The sequence below is a fragment of the Bacillus sp. 7884-1 genome, assembly GCF_002272245.1.
Lineage (GTDB): Bacteria > Bacillota > Bacilli > Bacillales > Cytobacillaceae > Neobacillus.
Window position 1 is genome coordinate 17,006 of record NZ_NPDD01000127.1, and the last position, 16,228, is coordinate 33,233.

At 37.1% G+C, this 16,228-nt stretch carries 14 protein-coding genes; 2 read left to right on the forward strand and 12 right to left on the reverse strand.

Features of this window, described 5'->3' with window-relative positions; translation table 11 throughout:
• Nucleotides 1-51 precede the first annotated feature (51 nt).
• The 4 genes from CHI06_RS15135 to CHI06_RS15150 all read right to left on the reverse strand — a co-directional run bounded on the left by CHI06_RS15135 (nucleotide 52) and on the right by CHI06_RS15150 (nucleotide 5,206).
• Nucleotides 52-1,254 (reverse strand): MFS transporter, encoded by a 1,203-nt coding sequence (locus CHI06_RS15135; RefSeq protein ID WP_095249453.1) that lies wholly within the window; start codon nucleotides 1,252-1,254, stop codon nucleotides 52-54.
• A gap of 233 nt (nucleotides 1,255-1,487) precedes the next feature.
• On the reverse strand, nucleotides 1,488-2,588 hold the full coding sequence (locus tag CHI06_RS15140) for a Ger(x)C family spore germination protein (RefSeq protein WP_095249455.1): 1,101 nt from the start codon (nucleotides 2,586-2,588) through the stop codon (nucleotides 1,488-1,490).
• Complete coding sequence (locus CHI06_RS15145) at nucleotides 2,578-3,705, reverse strand: GerAB/ArcD/ProY family transporter (protein WP_095249457.1); 1,128 nt, start codon at nucleotides 3,703-3,705, stop codon at nucleotides 2,578-2,580. The genes CHI06_RS15140 and CHI06_RS15145 overlap by 11 nt, the downstream gene beginning before the upstream one ends.
• Complete coding sequence (locus CHI06_RS15150) at nucleotides 3,683-5,206, reverse strand: spore germination protein (RefSeq protein ID WP_257009314.1); 1,524 nt, start codon at nucleotides 5,204-5,206, stop codon at nucleotides 3,683-3,685. Before CHI06_RS15150 ends, CHI06_RS15145 begins: the two co-directional genes overlap by 23 nt.
• A 269-nt stretch (nucleotides 5,207-5,475) precedes the next feature.
• On the opposite strand from CHI06_RS15150, the gene CHI06_RS15155 reads away from it, so the two are divergent.
• On the forward strand, nucleotides 5,476-5,754 hold the full coding sequence (locus tag CHI06_RS15155) for a hypothetical protein (RefSeq protein WP_095249458.1): 279 nt from the start codon (nucleotides 5,476-5,478) through the stop codon (nucleotides 5,752-5,754).
• Between the two features lie 351 nt (nucleotides 5,755-6,105).
• Here CHI06_RS15155 and CHI06_RS15160 read toward each other — a convergent pair whose 3' ends face one another.
• Both CHI06_RS15160 and CHI06_RS15165 read right to left on the reverse strand, forming a co-directional pair.
• On the reverse strand, nucleotides 6,106-7,329 hold the full coding sequence (locus tag CHI06_RS15160; RefSeq protein WP_095249460.1) for an epoxide hydrolase family protein: 1,224 nt from the start codon (nucleotides 7,327-7,329) through the stop codon (nucleotides 6,106-6,108).
• A gap of 305 nt (nucleotides 7,330-7,634) precedes the next feature.
• Nucleotides 7,635-8,210 (reverse strand): TetR/AcrR family transcriptional regulator, encoded by a 576-nt coding sequence (locus tag CHI06_RS15165; RefSeq protein ID WP_095249462.1) that lies wholly within the window; start codon nucleotides 8,208-8,210, stop codon nucleotides 7,635-7,637.
• 332 nt (nucleotides 8,211-8,542) lie between these two features.
• Between CHI06_RS15165 and CHI06_RS15170 the strand changes: the two genes are divergently transcribed.
• Nucleotides 8,543-9,565: a phosphotransferase gene (locus CHI06_RS15170; RefSeq protein WP_179292634.1), complete on the forward strand. Its 1,023-nt coding sequence runs from the start codon at nucleotides 8,543-8,545 to the stop codon at nucleotides 9,563-9,565.
• 79 nt (nucleotides 9,566-9,644) lie between these two features.
• Here the strand turns inward: CHI06_RS15170 and CHI06_RS15175 are convergent, their stop codons facing one another.
• From CHI06_RS15175 to CHI06_RS15200, 6 genes are all read right to left on the reverse strand, one after another.
• Nucleotides 9,645-10,604, reverse strand: coding sequence for an SGNH/GDSL hydrolase family protein (locus CHI06_RS15175; protein ID WP_257009315.1), 960 nt, complete (start codon nucleotides 10,602-10,604; stop codon nucleotides 9,645-9,647).
• Nucleotides 10,605-10,879: 275 nt separating this feature from the next.
• Complete coding sequence (locus tag CHI06_RS29780) at nucleotides 10,880-11,056, reverse strand: hypothetical protein (protein WP_179292635.1); 177 nt, start codon at nucleotides 11,054-11,056, stop codon at nucleotides 10,880-10,882.
• 216 nt (nucleotides 11,057-11,272) lie between these two features.
• Nucleotides 11,273-12,322 carry an ABC transporter ATP-binding protein gene (locus tag CHI06_RS15185; protein WP_095249468.1) on the reverse strand — a complete coding sequence of 350 codons (1,050 nt, stop codon included), beginning with the start codon at nucleotides 12,320-12,322 and terminating at the stop codon, nucleotides 11,273-11,275.
• Nucleotides 12,300-14,060, reverse strand: a complete 1,761-nt coding sequence (locus CHI06_RS15190; protein ID WP_095249469.1) for an ABC transporter permease — start codon at nucleotides 14,058-14,060, stop codon at nucleotides 12,300-12,302. Before CHI06_RS15190 ends, CHI06_RS15185 begins: the two co-directional genes overlap by 23 nt.
• A 41-nt stretch (nucleotides 14,061-14,101) precedes the next feature.
• The gene (locus CHI06_RS15195) at nucleotides 14,102-15,163 is read right to left on the reverse strand and encodes an ABC transporter substrate-binding protein (RefSeq protein ID WP_095249470.1); all 1,062 of its coding nucleotides are present in this window, start codon (nucleotides 15,161-15,163) and stop codon (nucleotides 14,102-14,104) included.
• Between the two features lie 304 nt (nucleotides 15,164-15,467).
• A complete protein-coding gene (locus CHI06_RS15200) occupies nucleotides 15,468-16,226 on the reverse strand; it encodes an ABC transporter ATP-binding protein (RefSeq protein WP_095249471.1) in 759 nt (252 codons plus the stop codon).
• Nucleotides 16,227-16,228 lie beyond the last annotated feature (2 nt).

Below are 16,228 nucleotides of genomic sequence, written 5' to 3' on the forward strand. Positions count from 1 at the left end.
CTCATTTACCGATTCATTTTATCGATACGAACCAGCCAAAGAAATTTCGTATTAATTCGTTGATTGAACGAGATTGGAACTGGCGGTCTCTTTAGAATAGGAAGTATTAAACTTCACAGAGTAACATAAAACATAGATTGCAATAAGCCCAGCAAGCAGATTTAACACAATCAACGATAGGTTTAAAGTAAAAAATTGAGTCAATACTCCTACACCAACAACCGGACCAATAAATCCTGTGTATGCACATAAATAAAATGCAGTTATCACTCGGGCGCGGTCTGCTGGTTTTGGTAATTCACCAGCTAATCTTAATGCAACTTGAAACGTCCATCCTGCACCAATGGCTAGAATAAAGATTCCCGTCCAAAGCAAGAATAAAATTGCTGTGTGACCGGAAAAAACGATAACCCATGAACCAATCGTAAGTAACAGGATTCCCATACGCATTCGTGAAATATGGTTACGCGGCCAAGGAAAGAGCTGCACCAAGGCTCCCCCACCTAAAAGCAATAATATTAACATCCCGGAAATAGAGAGATTATCGGTGTGTACGACATTCTTGGTGAAAGATGGAATAAGAGAAAGCACAATCCCGCATAACGTAAAAGCAGTAAAGATCGGAAGACCAATCATTGACCAAAAATGGGACCGAATATCGTTCGGAACACCAAGCGAAATCTTAATTTTAGATTGTTTTTTCCCTTGGTCTTCCTCCTGTTTCGGTAACAGTTCAAGAAATACTAAGGAAATCAATAACATAATGAGCAGAAACCAATATGGCAAATGAAGCGGCTGAAAATGCACATACTGTACGATTAAACCGGAGATAGCCGGACCAAGGCCAAAACCAATGTTTACTGTTATCCCTGACAGTTTAAGTGTCGTACTTACTTTATCGTGAGGTGTTTGTTTTAATAAGAAAACACTGGCCGTACCTGTAAAAGCGCCATAAGCGATGCCTTCTAATATTCTAGCCACATAGAGCATCCAGACAGCATGACTCATAATAAAAATCAATGTTGATAAGATTGAGATCAATATACTAAAACGGACGACTCTTTTTAATCCCCAGTCACTCCCCCTAGCACCTACTATCAGCAAGGTAGGAATTAAGAAAGCGGCATAGATGGCAAATAGGATAGTAATTTGGAGATTACTAAGTTGATAATACTCACTATATAAAGGGAATAACGATGAAATAAACGTGGCACAACATGACATCATTAAAATGACCCAAAGCATCCTTTTCATTCTGTTTCCTTCTTTCAAATTTAATAGTGTACATTTATGGCTCTTCCTTGCAAAGCAAATTTAACACATTTAAGAACAATCGGTCAATAATCATTTTGAATGAACGTTCTTAAATTTGTGTAGAACATATTCAAATCCTCAAATCATAAAAATAAGAGCTGCAAAACAGCTCTTTGATAAACCTTCCTATTCTATTTGGATGCAAAATATTCTTAAATTAACCAATTGTTCCTTCATGTTGATTTTCCTGTATTTATCAAATCTACTTTTACTTTTACTTTATAATTCAAATTTGAGTAAACCTTATCCCACTCCATCTTGTTCCATCTTTCATAGGATAGATTATTTCGTACTAATTTTCCTATTCCTATTGGATCTGTCTTATCTTTTTGTAATCTGAATAACAGCTTTTTTGAATGGGAAATTAAATATTTTTCAACCTGTTTTTCCATTTTTCTTTGATTCTTTTCTTCACTTAAATCCATTGGACCTGTGTATGCAAGGACGCTTCCTTTTATATCTAACATAATTTCAACCGTCATATTCTCGTTTGTGTTTACTTTTTTATCATTAACAGAATGGATACTACTTAAGTAAAGCTGTTCATTTTTTCCTGACACATCATCATGAATATTAATCAATAAACTGCCATGTTTGATGTCTCCACTTAAAAAATTTAGGATCTGTGTTTCACTTAAAGTTAGGCGTGAAACATACTGATCTCCTTTAAAAGTACCCAATCCTATTAATTCAATTTTCTTGCCTTCATAGGATAAAACCGGTAAAACCGGGTCAATACCATCGTCGTAATAATCTCTTAAAAAACGATATTTATTAGTATTTAAAACGTTATTTTGTTTACCTAATTTCTCGATGAACGTATAAAGGTATTCAGCATTATCTGTAATAGAGGGCATCTTTTTTTTTAGCAGCTCTTCTCCTTTTCCCTCCACGATAGCAAATTTAACTCGAGTTCCGACTTGTGGATCCCTTGTAAATGTCTCAACAACATTCATAAGTCCTTTTTTTGAGAGTTCCTCTCCAAAGAGAATGGTACTCTGCCCTCCAACAAGGTTTAAATTTGTTGAATTTTGAAGTTTAAGGTAGGTGTCATGAGTTGATTTTCCATTAACAGTTAAAGTCTGAGTATTAAACGTTCCTTCTTTAGAAACTGCGGGAAATAAGACAGTTGTTTTAAGTGGATTTTCTTTACTTTCAGACATATCGAAAGCAACAGATTGAATAATTCCTAAATCTTCAATAATATTACTTGTTCCGCAACCTGTTAATAACAAAGCACATATTGTAATTAATATAGTATTTTTATTTTGCATGATCCGTCTCCCTATTAAGGCGGTTTTTCAGATTTTGAAAAAAAAGGAGGCATAGCACAAAGACAGGTAATGCCCAAGCTATACCTATTGCATAATTACTCAGCCACCTTAACCACTTTTCGACATCTACAATGGTTTCTGGGACCAATGCAAGGGAAGAACCACTTGATAGTATTAGGAAAATCCAAACATTAGGCTTAATACTTTTCAACATATTCCCAAAAATTTGCTGTGCTCCCCAGTAATAGATGACAATTGTTGTTAATACCTTGAAAGCAAAAACGGAAAAGCAGAGATTTTCGGCTCGTGAAAGGAAAGGAACTTCTGTATATTCAAACAATGTCATAACTGGGTATTTATCATGTAAAATTTGATTGAAGCTAAAAAAGCCAAAGCTTAAAAAGAGGACAGTTAAATAGAGCAACGTGGAGATAATATTTCCAATAAAAAGAGCCTTTGTCCATTTTTTTTCAACCATTGGAAAAAAAAGAATGGATACTTCACTACCTAAAAAAGCTGTATATACATGAAGGGCTCCCTTGAAATAATCCGTTTCACCCTTAAAAAAGAAAGTAGTAAAACGTGCAAATTCAAATTCTGGAAAAAGATAAAAAATTAATAAAATCATCAGCTCCACGAAGAAGAATAAAACCACACTTGCTTTAGCTATGTGGTAGATTCCACCTCTTAGCAATTGAAAACTTATAATAGTAAATAAAATGATAAATAGTATGTCAGGTAAAAAGGGAAAAAACATCAATTTGTAAATCAAGATATATTCCCTCATAATCATGCTTGCTATTCCAATCCAAATTCCAATGATAAACAAATAGATGGGCACCATTACCCATTTGGGAACGATCGCTTCAATAATTTCAAAGATTGACCTGCCTTTACCCAGCTTATAAATGATTGCAATCATCATAAGATTAATATTAACGAGTACGAAAATGAAAATAATACTTAACCAGCCATTTGTTCCGAAATATTCGGCAGTTAGTCGAGGTAAACTATACGCGACGAGACCATTTTGCATCATCATGATTAGAATAGATAGTTGAAGTGGATGGAGTCGTTCCTTCATATTATCACCTTTAATTCCTCTCTTTTTCACCATCGTTTTGCATCAAAGATTGCAGTGGTTGTCCTTTTTTTATTTTATTAAAAGGCCCTCTCACGATACTATCCATCCAATCTTTGAAGTAGGTAGGAGAAATCGGCATAAAATAAGGTGAAGATAAATTTGTTAACCCAGTTAAGTGGACGATTACTATTCCAAAAGTGAAAAAAATCCCAATATTCCCCAAAAAACCTGCCGCTAGAATAAATAGGAACCGAACGGTTCTAATGGAAGCACTCATTATATAACTCGGGACAATGAATGAAGCAATCGCCGATACAGCTACAACAATGATTAAGATATTACTTGTAATTCCAGCTTCAACAGCTGCTTGGCCAATTACAATACCACCTACAATTCCAATCGTTTGACCAATTTTGGTAGGCAGTCTCGCACCCGCCTCCCTTAGCAGTTCAATGACGATTTCTAAAAATATAGCTTCAACGATGGGCGGAAAAGGTACTCTACTCCTGGACTGCATAATGCTTTGAAGCAGGGATTGAGGAATCATTTCGTAATGATAGGTACATATAGAGACATAAAAAGCCGTGAGTATTAATGTAATAAATAAGGCTAAATATCGAAGAATCCTAACCCCTGTTCCTATAATCCAACGCTGATTATAGTCATCTGGTGACTCAAAAAAATCAAAGAAACTTGAAGGAGTACAAAAAATGTTTGGACTATCATCGACAAGTCCGATTATCTTTCCAGAATATAGTTTTGTCACAGCTATATCTGGTCTTTCAGTGGTATAAAATTGTGGGAATGGCGAATGTTGATGATCATCAATTATTTGAATCAAAACATTGGAATCAGATATGGAATCAACTTTAACAGATTGAATCCTCTCATTAAGCTGATTCACATTATCCATATTTGCAATACCCTCAATATAAATTAAAAGAACTTTTGTTTTTGAGATTTCCCCAACAGATAACTTAACCATTTTTAAGCGAGGACTTCTCACTCTTCTTCTAATCAAGGAAACGTTTGTTTTTAATGCCTCATTAAATGAATCATGGGGTCCATTTATTACAGCCTCTGTTTCAGATTCTGAAATGGAGCGTTCCTCGAATCCAGATACATTTATTAAATATGTATTCTCCCCAGCAAACAAAGACACATTACCATCTAGGATTCCATTAATTACTTTTTCTTGATTATTTTCTCGTTTAAACAATGATTGTTGAAAAGATTGTTCTAAATGATTCAAGGGCATTTCTCGTAGGGGTGAGAGTATTTCCCACTCTAATGTTTTGGAATCTACTAATGAGTTTAAATATACGATGTGAATTTCATCATCATTAAATGACCGATGAACAAGATCAAAACTATCACCAAAGTCTGATAGTGTCGTTTCGTAGTTGGCTTTAGTAATTGATTTTTCATTAGAAGCTTGTTGATTACTATTCAAATGATGCGTTTTATTTAAATTATTTAAATCCGTCTCTTCTTGAAAGACCATCTTTTTAACTAGTGCTCGAAAGCGACCCATTCAAGTTCCTTCCTTTTAACCGATATATTTTCTATTATTTACTATTAATTTTTCAAATATGTATATATACACCATTCCAAAATCTAGACTAACTAATAGCCTCATTCGTGAAAATGGAAAAGTAAGTCACTTTTTTGTGTCATTTCAAGTGCCAAGTTAATTATCAATTGGAATTCAGCTTGGATAGGAATTATAACCTGCGTTTTCTTTACATAAAATAATAAACGTGAATGATATACAAGATAACCTATTTTCTGCGGAGGTATTTCGTGAAATTTTTACCGTATTTTGTTAGATATTTGTTGATACTATCCCTAGGATTTTCATTATTTTTAATGGGAGTAGGCTTCCTATTTAATGATAGCGGAGCCACTGCATTTGCTATATTAAAAGTATTTTGGTGGATCATACCGATTATTTTTTTCTTTGGAATAAATGAGTATTTGATAAAAAGAGGGGGATTGCGTTCATTAAATAGTTTATTTATTTACGTTATATGTGTATTAGGGATTGGAATTTTGATTATTACGCGCTTTCTAGATCAATGATATTTGGTCTAGCCTCGAGGCTTTATAAAATCTCAATGAAGTTTGAAAATGATATAAAGTTCACCTAACTCTTGAAACAAGATAAAAATGCAGCTCCAACTTTATTAGAGCTGCATCGCTTTCACTTGTTATTTTGTAAATTAGATTAATTTTTCACTATCGTTAACGTTAACAAAACCATGACCCGACGATCCAGCAATCCCAATTCGTCAGGAGCGTTTGGGACCAACATCCATTTGCAAGCCCCTGGCGGACCGCCAAGACAGTGATTTGGGTGGTACTTTTGCATGGTTATGACAAAAGCTGTTCACGTAAAGCATTACCATGTGAGCTGATTCCACCTAACTCGAATCAGCGTAAAGATTTGAATGCAGTGCGGAGTTCTGAAGTGATAAACTCCGGCTGCTCCCAAGCTGCGAAGTGTCCGCCCTTAGGAAGCTTGTTGTAGTGGATGAGATTCGGGTACGCTTTTTCTGTCCAGCTCTTCGGTGCTTCATACATTTCGTCCGGAAATACGCTAACGGCAACTGGGAGCTTGACCCCTTTAACAGCGAAGAAGGAGATTCCGGCAACGGTGTTCTCCCAGTAGAGACGGGCTGCTGAAATCGCTGTGTTCGTAAACCAGAAAAGCGTTATGTTGTCTAGAACGTCGTCGCGCGTTAGCCCTTCTTTGACTCCGGCAAAAGATCTCGCAATCAGGGCATGGCTCTTCCAGTCGTGGTCAATCATAAAGGATGCCAAACCGACAGGCGAATCCACCAGGCCGGTCAGCGTCTGCGGACGCGTTCCCATTTGGAAGGCGTAGGCGGATTTATTTTCGCGAACTTGCTCGCACACTTTTTTCTCTTCGTCTGAAAGACCGGACGGCAGCGGGTTGCCGGACCAGATCGCTGCATCAACATCGGACGGAATGACTTCAGGCATGTTGGTGTGAATGCCGATCAATCCTTTAGATTCCTGAACGCCCATAAAGTTAACGACGATCGAACCCCAATCTCCGCCCTGCGCCACAAACTGCGTGTATCCAAGGCGAGTCATCAGTTCACCATATGCGCGTGCGATGCGTTTAGGGTTCCATCCGGTCGTGGTCGGCTTGCCAAAGAACCCATAGCCAGGCATCGATGGAATGACCACGTGGAATGCATCTGATTCGTTTCCGCCGTACTCCGTAGGATTGGTAAGCGGTTCGATCAGTTTCATTTGCTCGATGATCGAGCCCGGCCATCCGTGCGCAATGAGGATCGGCATCGCGTTCTCATGCTTCGAACGAACGTGAAGGAAGTGGAAGTCGAGTCCGTCGATCTCGGTAATGAAATGCGGGAAGGAGTTGATTCTCGACTCGATTTTGCGCCAGTCGTATTCGTCCGCCCAGTAACGAGCAAGTTCTTGAATCGTTCCGAGCTGAGTGCCTTGCGATTGATCCGATACCGTTTCCCTCTCTGGCCATCTTGTTGCGTTAATTCGTCTTTTCAGTTCAGAAATTTCTTCTTCCGGTACATTCACTTGAAAGGGACGAATGGCAGTCTTGTCTGTGGGTTTCACATTACTTTGTTGTTTGGTAATCGTTTCTGTCATTGGTGTATCTCCCTTTGTTTAATTTTGGATTTTATGGGGGTGCTTGGCTAAAAAACGCTTTAAAGAAATTTGTGAGCAAACAGTTTGTCCAAGATAGCTCAATGATTACTCCTTTCGAAAATAATTCATCACATTTAAGAACGTTTGGTCAAGAATTATTTTTGAATGTTCATTCTTAAATGTAAGCAACTCCCAAGTTAATGAAATGCAAAGACGATTTTTACATTTTTGAAAAAAAACCGTAAGGCATGGTCGCCTTACGGTTCTTTTGATGTCTAATAGGCACTATAGAGTAATTGTTGCATCTATTCCAATACCGTCAGATTCATTTCAATAATTTGGTGTAATTTTTCCCTGTCCGTTATCGTCTTAACCATCACGCGCAGTCCTATTAATGCATTAAGAAAATAATAAGACATCCCTTCCGCATTAAGTGTCTTGGAAAATTCTCCCGATTGTTGGCCTTCCACAATAAGATTACGTATTAACTGTTCTAAAGAGGTCCATCTCAGATGAACCAAATCTATTGCCTCAGAATCATGTTTTGCCAACTCAACAGCCGTATTCACTAGGAAGCAACCCTTGGGAAACTCTTTTTGTTGTTGGATTGCCATTTCAAACAATAATTGGATTGCTTCCCTAGCCGAACGGGTATCAGACATACGTTCGTTAACCAATTCCTCCAACATTTCACTATAACGTTTCAATGTTTTGACATACAAGGATTGTTTATCACCAAAAGTATCATACATACTCCCTTTATGAACCCCCATATGCGACACCAGTTCCTGCATGGATGTCTTTTCATAACCTTGTTCCCAAAATAACTGCATGGCTTTAAGCAGAGCAGCATCTTCATCGAATTCCTTTTTCCGTGCCATGTCAATCCTACCTCCTTAATATGTGGTACCAGCGATACTGTAACATTAAAATATTTTCGAGGGCCTCTAAGTCCTCTAACCTGCGTCTACGAAAGATACTTATCAAATAAAAATACTGATTTTTGTCATTCTATTACAATTAGCTGTGATAAATATAATAACATAGTATTATTCTACTATCCTGACCATTAGGATAACAAGAAAAGGAGTTCATGGGGACGGTTCTATTGGTCCACTTTTTATGTAACTTGAGCCAAGAGAAGCGTCCCTATTGTGTGTTGCTCATGATATACTTACATCAAATACATACAAAAAAGCAAAGGACTACTATTATGAACTTACAAAAGAATTTATACATAGATGAAGTACTTGTCCAATACTTCCCCGCAGGCAGCTGGGAGACATGGGTTGGGCAAAGTGGTGCAAATAATACGACTCGATTTGTCCGTGTTGATGATAATCAATATGTCCTCCGAGTTTACGAAACCCATCAGGATGAAGATAAGGTAAAGTATGAGCATGCGATCCTAGTTACTTTAACGGAAATGCCTTTAACTATTTCTATTCCTGAGCCTGTCCGATCACGTGATGGAAAAACGATTGTACGAACCATGGATGGTAAGATTGCCAGTTTATTTCGATACTTGGATGGAGTAAACCCTGCTCTGGGTGAAATAGCAGAAATTCATTCTTACGGGAGAACTGCTACTGAATTGTCAGCTTCTCTAGCAAATGTTCAAATCAATCAACGACCTGCCTACAACCCTTATTATGAGATTGATAGCACTCATCCTAGTTGTTCATTACAGGAAGTTTTGAACTTCTGCAAAAACCCTCCGAGAGAATTTTCGGAACAGAATACTGATTTACAAGTTATTTATGATCAGCTCACCTCTTTTACGGAGCAGATTTCTAGATTAAGGCAATTGCCACATCAACTTGTTCATGGCGATTTAAACGCGTCCAACATTCTGGTCAATGAAGATGGGATTGTATCAGCTGCTCTCGATTTTGAATTTGTTACGAACGATTTACGGGTGATGGAACTGGCTGTTTGCTTATCAGACTTCATCGAACCTAGCGAAGAAGAAGCCAAGACTTGGGCAAAAATCAATGCGTTTCTGTCCGGTTATGGACAATCTCGAAAAATGACAGAAGATGAAATCGAAGCCATTCCTATCCTTATCCAACTTAGAAGTCTCGATGTATTCATTCATTTTCTAGGTCGTTATTTGGATCAGGTTAGCTCCATTGATATCGTAAAAGAATATATTAAAAAATCCGCGATACGCTGCAAATGGATTTTGGATAATAAAAACAAATTGATTACCTTATGCTATGCTAATTTGCAATAAAGACAAAATACACAGGGACGGTTCTCTTGGTCAAGGTAGACCAAGAGAACCGTCCCTGTGGCAATGGAATCGGTCAGGATTATGATGCTACTTCGACTTTGTCAATCTCGGATTCTTCATTAGATTCTTTCAAAAATTCTAAAACTCGTTTGGCCATTAGTTTATAGCCACTTGAATTTGGATGGAATTCATCTTCTGCCAATAAGTCTACGTTTGAATTACTGAATAAGTCTTTTGTTGGAATATACCTTATATTTTCGTATTCTTCTGCAAGAGATTTTCCAGCATCATTCCAATTATCAATAATCATTCCAAGTTCTTTGATTTCACCAAAATGCCGTTCAAACGGATTATAAAATCCAATTAGATAAATTTGGGTATCTGGATTCAGATCATTAATTTTATTAAAAATAGCTCTTAAACGCTCGATATATTTCAACCTTTCCTCTTGGAAGGGTTCCATCGTAACATTCATAAAATTGGATTTTAGTACATTCATAATGTCATTCGCACCAATTGTGATTAGTACCATATCTGCCTCTTTAATGGCAGAGGCAATCTCTTCTTTTTCCAGCCGTTTAAGTAATTGATCTGACCGGTTTCCTTTTTTACCGAAGTTTTCTACCGTGATATTAAGGTTATTGTCTTCAAACGTGTGATTAAGAATGCCGACATAGCCGTCATTCTTTGTTTCATCTCCAATACCTTCCGTTAAAGAGTCACCAATCGCCACAATCTTTTGATCCTTTTTGAAAAAATCTAATGCAATTTCCACTACTTCCCTGACCTTAGCCTTTATATCTTCCGTTATGGGTTTATCATTCTCTTCTACTAGATCTGTTTGTCCCACTTCTTCAGCTGGAGCATTTTCAGCTGCAGTATCTCCTGTATTTTCTGTATGTTCTTGATTAACAGAAGCTATCGCCTTAACACTTTCCACTTTTGTTTGATTTCGATCTGGCAGAAGGAGATATAGGAAAAAACTCACAAATAACAAACTACCCATAATAATTAACATCGTTGTTTTTTTTCTCTGCAAAATCCCATCACACCTACTATTGTAAAATCACAATCTAAGAAAATAAAATCTTAGTAATATATAGTTTATTCATTTTATCATGCATGGCAACATTCCGAAAGACAACAAATTTTAGAATTAAATATAAAAATACTCCGGTTACGATGTGGTAACCGGAGTTTTTACCTTATCTTTAAAAAATTGGCTAAATTAATGAAAGCCATTCTATCCAAGCTAAAAACAGAAAAAACTATTTACCGACTAGATAAATCGTTTCTGTTTTGTTGTCTAAATTTTTATATCATATTAATGTATTTGAAATCATAAACAGAGCCACCCGTCATAAGAATCGACCAAATGACTAAACTGATCCCCATCCAAGTATTTACACTGATTTTAGATGAACCAAGCAATAGAGCTGTTAAGGCAGCTAAATCTGTTCCAAGTAACGAGGGTGAAAGCAATGCAAACACTGGAAGACCATATTTCCCCCAAATATCTCAGGCTCTATTTTCTCTTTTTGAAGGTTTTGATTTCCCTTTTTTTTAAAATACCATTTATTTTCTTGTATTTTTCAAAAGCTACAAAATTCGCGAAAAGAACCTTAACTTAAATTAAAACTGTTTTTTAGTTATGTTAATCGATTGCTTTATGGATTATTGCTGCATATTCCTACTTTCCAGACCCAATTAATTTATCGCTGTTAATAGTTTTAAACTACCACGTTCTCCTGGTTTATATCGTTTCTGCATGGCAGGTGCTGTAACTGAAATTGTATTTTCATTTACTAACACACTATATTGAATTTCATTTCCTTGAAATTGAGAAAAAAGCACTTTACCTGTGATTTCATTTGGTTCGGGATCCCCTATTACCCATTGTTCTGGTCTGACAGGAAAAACCTGCTGATTTTTAAGTTCTGCAGGAATTCCGATATCCTTCCAAGTGACTGATAGAAATTGGCCTGGAATAAATGTATCGTCTGACACCCATTTTCCCGTAATCACATTACTTTTTCCCACAAAAGTCGATACAAATATCGATTTCGGTCTTGTATAAAGATTTTCCGGTGCATCCACTTGTTCAATTTCACCATTATTCATGACTATGATTCTATCCGCCATGGCAAGTGCCTCTCCTTGATCATGAGTGACGAAAACAATGGTAGTGCCAAGTTGACGATGGATACGTTGAATCTCTTTTCGCATGTCTATCCTTAGTTCTGCGTCTAATGCACTAAGAGGTTCATCCATTAAAAGTAAGCTAGGTTTTGGAGCGATAGCTCTTGCAAGTGAAACCCGCTGCCTTTGACCTCCTGAAAGTTCGGATGGAAAGCGGTGCCTTAATTTTTCCAGTCCTACCAATTCTAAAATTTCTGTTACTGCTGCGTCTTGTTCATATATATCTTGTATTTTACCAAAATGATGGTGTTTAAGTGGAAAATAGATATGCTCTTCTACATTCATATGTGGCCAGAGAGCATGAGATTGAAATACCATACTAATATTCCTTTTTTCGGGAGGAATTAGTGTTTTTTTCGATGCAATTAATTGACCGTCCAACTTTATTTGACCCGTAGATGGTTTCATAAACCCTGCTAATAATTTTAACAAGGTTGTTTTTCCACAACCAGAAGGGCCGAGTACAGCTACAAATTCTTTTTCATTTAATTCTAGGTTAATATTTTTTAAGGCTTTAAATTCTCCATACTGTTTACTAATTCCTTGAAGTTGTATCATCTAATTTGATCACCCGTTTTTCCCACATTTTATTTACGATTATATATACAATCCCAGCCAATAGGATGGCAAGTACAATCATGCTCGAAAAAGCAGTTGAATAGGTACTAAAACCACCCTGTTCATAACTAAAAATAACAACACCAATCGTTTCGGATCCGCTTGACCACAATAAGCTTGAAACGGTTAATTCTGTTAAAGCCGTAAGAAACACAAGCAAGGAACCACCTAACACGCCAGGTAAAAGTAAAGGCAAAAGAATTTTTCTCCATTTCACCCATATTCCTGCCCCAGACATTTGAGCTGCTTCTTCCATAGAAGGATCTAACTGTGAAAATGCTGCTACACTACCACGCACTTGAAGAATGGTAAATCTCGTAATATAAGCGATTAATAAAATCCAGATAGTACCATAGATGCCTGGTTGCCACCCTGGGATGGGTTGTATCCACATTAATATAATGGACAGAGCAAAAACAGTTCCAGGAAGTGCATAAGGGCTTGTAACAATTACTTCTGTTACCTGAATAAAAAGAGTCGGTCTTTTAAATCGTATATAAGCAATGGCTGTTCCTAACAGCAGACAGCATAGCACTGTTACATTACCTAGCAACAAACTATTCCCTACGGCATTCAATACTTTTTCATCTTCAAACAGTAAGAATTGATAATTTTTTAGAGAAAGGTTTTCCCACTTTAATGATAGACCATAGGCCTTTATAAAAGATGTTGCGCCCATTGTCAGAAAAGGAATGAAGCTTGTTACAAGGATAAATCCCCATAGTAAAAGTTCTACGATTAGACGTTTACCGCTTGATAGAAAAAAACGTGGTTCCATGTCGATTTTGATCGTTTCATTCACTTTACTTTTTCGTACAATCACCCACTGTACAATTGTCCCGATTATAGCGATTGCACCAAGCAAAACAGACAGCACAGATGCCCTGGCGAATGCACTAGGTCCATACCCAATTACCTGTTCATAAATATTAGTGCTCAACACTCGAATATTGGCAGGTATTCCTAAAAAAGCTGGAATACCAAAATTATCTAAATTGGATAAAAACGCAAGTAATCCCCCACCCGCTATACCTGGTAAAGCCATCGGTAAAACAATTTTTCGAAAAATTGTCCCATTGGAGGCTCCCCCAACCTTTGCAGCATTCTGCAGATCTCTTGGTATTTTTCTGAAAATATTGACACTCAATAAATAGACAAGCGGAAAATGAGTGATTCCTAACATAAAAATAATTCCTTCCATACTATACAAATTTAAATCCGGAGCTTCGAAGGATAAAAGCTCAAAAACATATTGAATAGGTCCATTTGATCCAAGGAATTGAACCCAAGCAAGCGTTGTAATATAGGACGGGATAATAAATGGTAAAAAGATAAATAGTTGAATCCACTTTTTACCCCTAATATTGACATAAGCCATGATCCATGCAAATATGACACCAAATAAAATAGCCATTATCGTGCTAATAATTGTTATAATCAAAGTGTTTTGTACCGTCTTCCATGTTGAGCTGTCTGATAATACTTCTTTATACATGGTCAAACTAATTCCATCCTCTGTGGAAATACTTAACCATACCAACCGCAAAATCGGTAATAAAAACAGAAAAATAATGAGAATAAAACCAGTTAATCCATACCAGCTTCTAAATAATGAAGAAAAGGAAAACGAGAAAGACCTACTCGTTTTCCTTTCCGATTGTAGATGCTGTGGAATCATACGTCCACTTCCTTTGTTGTAAATCTAAATTCGTTTACTCTTTATTGTGCTGTAATTTCTTCAAATTTCTTTTTATCATCTTCTCTTGCTTTATAAAGTTCGTTCATATCAGCAGAAATAACCTTTAATTCTTCTATTGTTTTTAATCCTTCAGGAGCTTCTACTCCTTCACGAATCGGTGAATAGCCAAGTTCCGCAGCTAACTGTTGTCCTTCTTCTGACAAAACAAAATCAACAAAAGCTTGTGCGGCTGCTTCATTATCTGTGCCATTCATAATACCAATTGGTTCTGTAATAACTGGAACTCCTCCTGTTGGATAGACAAATGCAACAGGAGAACCTTCTTGTGCTGCACGTGCAGCAAGATAATCAACAATCATGCCATAATCTTTTTCGCCGCTTGCTACACCTTTTAATACATCACCGTTTCCTTTTGTTACTTGTAAATCATTCGCTTGAATATTTTCATAGAATTCCCAGCCAAAGCTATCCTGACGGGTTAGTACCCCAAGATTATAAGCTGCAGCGCCGGAATATAATGGACTTGGCATAATAATTTTGCCTTTTGACTCTTCAGATGTTAGGACTTCCCAGCTTGTTGGTAGTTCTTTAACTTTTTCTGTATTTACAACTATTCCTGTCGTCATTACTTTTGTTCCATAATACATTCCATCCGCATCAATAAATTCTGCAGGAATTTTCCCAGCTTCTTCAGAGTCATATGCTAAAAGCATGTCCTCTTCCTTAAGACTTTCAAATGTAACGGCATCAGCTACTAGCAGTACGTCTGCTTGTACATCACCCGCCAATTTTTCAGCTTGGATTTTGGAAATAACTTCTTCTGTACCTGAACGGAATATTTCAACTTCAACATCCGGATACTTCACATTAAAAACTTCTACTAATTTAGCAGCATCTGCATCAGGCTGTGATGTGTAGAAATTCAACGTCCCTTCTACCTTTGCCTCGACATCTTTTGTTTCTTCATTATTAATGGATTCAGTAGAATTCTCTTCTGAAGATGTGGAACTATTTCCACAAGCGGCCATAAACATCATCAATAAACCGATTAATAATGTCATCGTCCGGTTTCTTTTCACCATATTTCCCCCTCTATTAAAACTGATTTTCCCAAGTATGTATGATGCATTTAATATGGTACCACTCTATTAAATGAAAGGTAGAGAAGATGTATAGTAAATAACATCACTCGTTAACTATATAAAACAAATGTAAAGATTGTTTAATAATCAAGTAAAATTTTTGAAAATATTCGGTAAACTCTAAATATAATTTTAATTTCCATTTACTTTTCTGGAAAAAAAAGAAAATCTATTGAATCCGATTACGAGATCGTAACCGGAAACCTTTACTATCTAAACTAAATTTTCTTAACTGCAATCTTAATCATATTCCTATTTCCCGCATTTTCACCGTTACAACTTTAACTCTGCCATCAATATCCGTCCCATCAAACTTTGGAAGCTTTAGCTCACTCACAATTTTTCCGTCACGCATAAACATAATACGCTCCGTCCGCGCCGCAATCTTTGCGTCGTGAGTTACTAGCATAACCGCAGTACCGTTCTTGTTGATTTCGGAGAATATATCCATAATCTCCTGCGCTGATTTTGAGTTGAGCGCGCCTGTAGGCTCGTCGCCGAAGATGATTCTCGGGTTGTTCATAAGTGCGCGGCATATTCCCGCACGCTGAAGCTGACCTCCTGAAACCTGAATAATGTCACGCTTCTCAAGCTCCGCAATGCCTACCCTTTTCATAAGTGCTCTTGCTTTCTGGGTTATTTTTGCGGCGTTCTTTCTGTTGTCGTGCATTGACGGAAGAATGATGTTGTCGAGGATATTCAGATTTTTCAGCATAGTAGGCTGCTGAAAAACAAATCCCATTTTAGTTCTACGAATATCTGAAAGTTCATTCTCCCCGACCGCCGATAAATCCCTGCTGTCAAAAACGACCTTCCCTCTGTCAATTCCGTCCATTCCGCTCAGCGAAAACATCAGCGTCGATTTTCCCGAGCCCGAAGGTCCCATAACCGCAACGAACTCTCCTTCGTTTATTTCAACGGATACTCCATCGAGAACATTGCGCTGTTCATCACCCTCACCGAACCCTTTTACTATTTGATCACCGATAATAATCTTCTTCATAT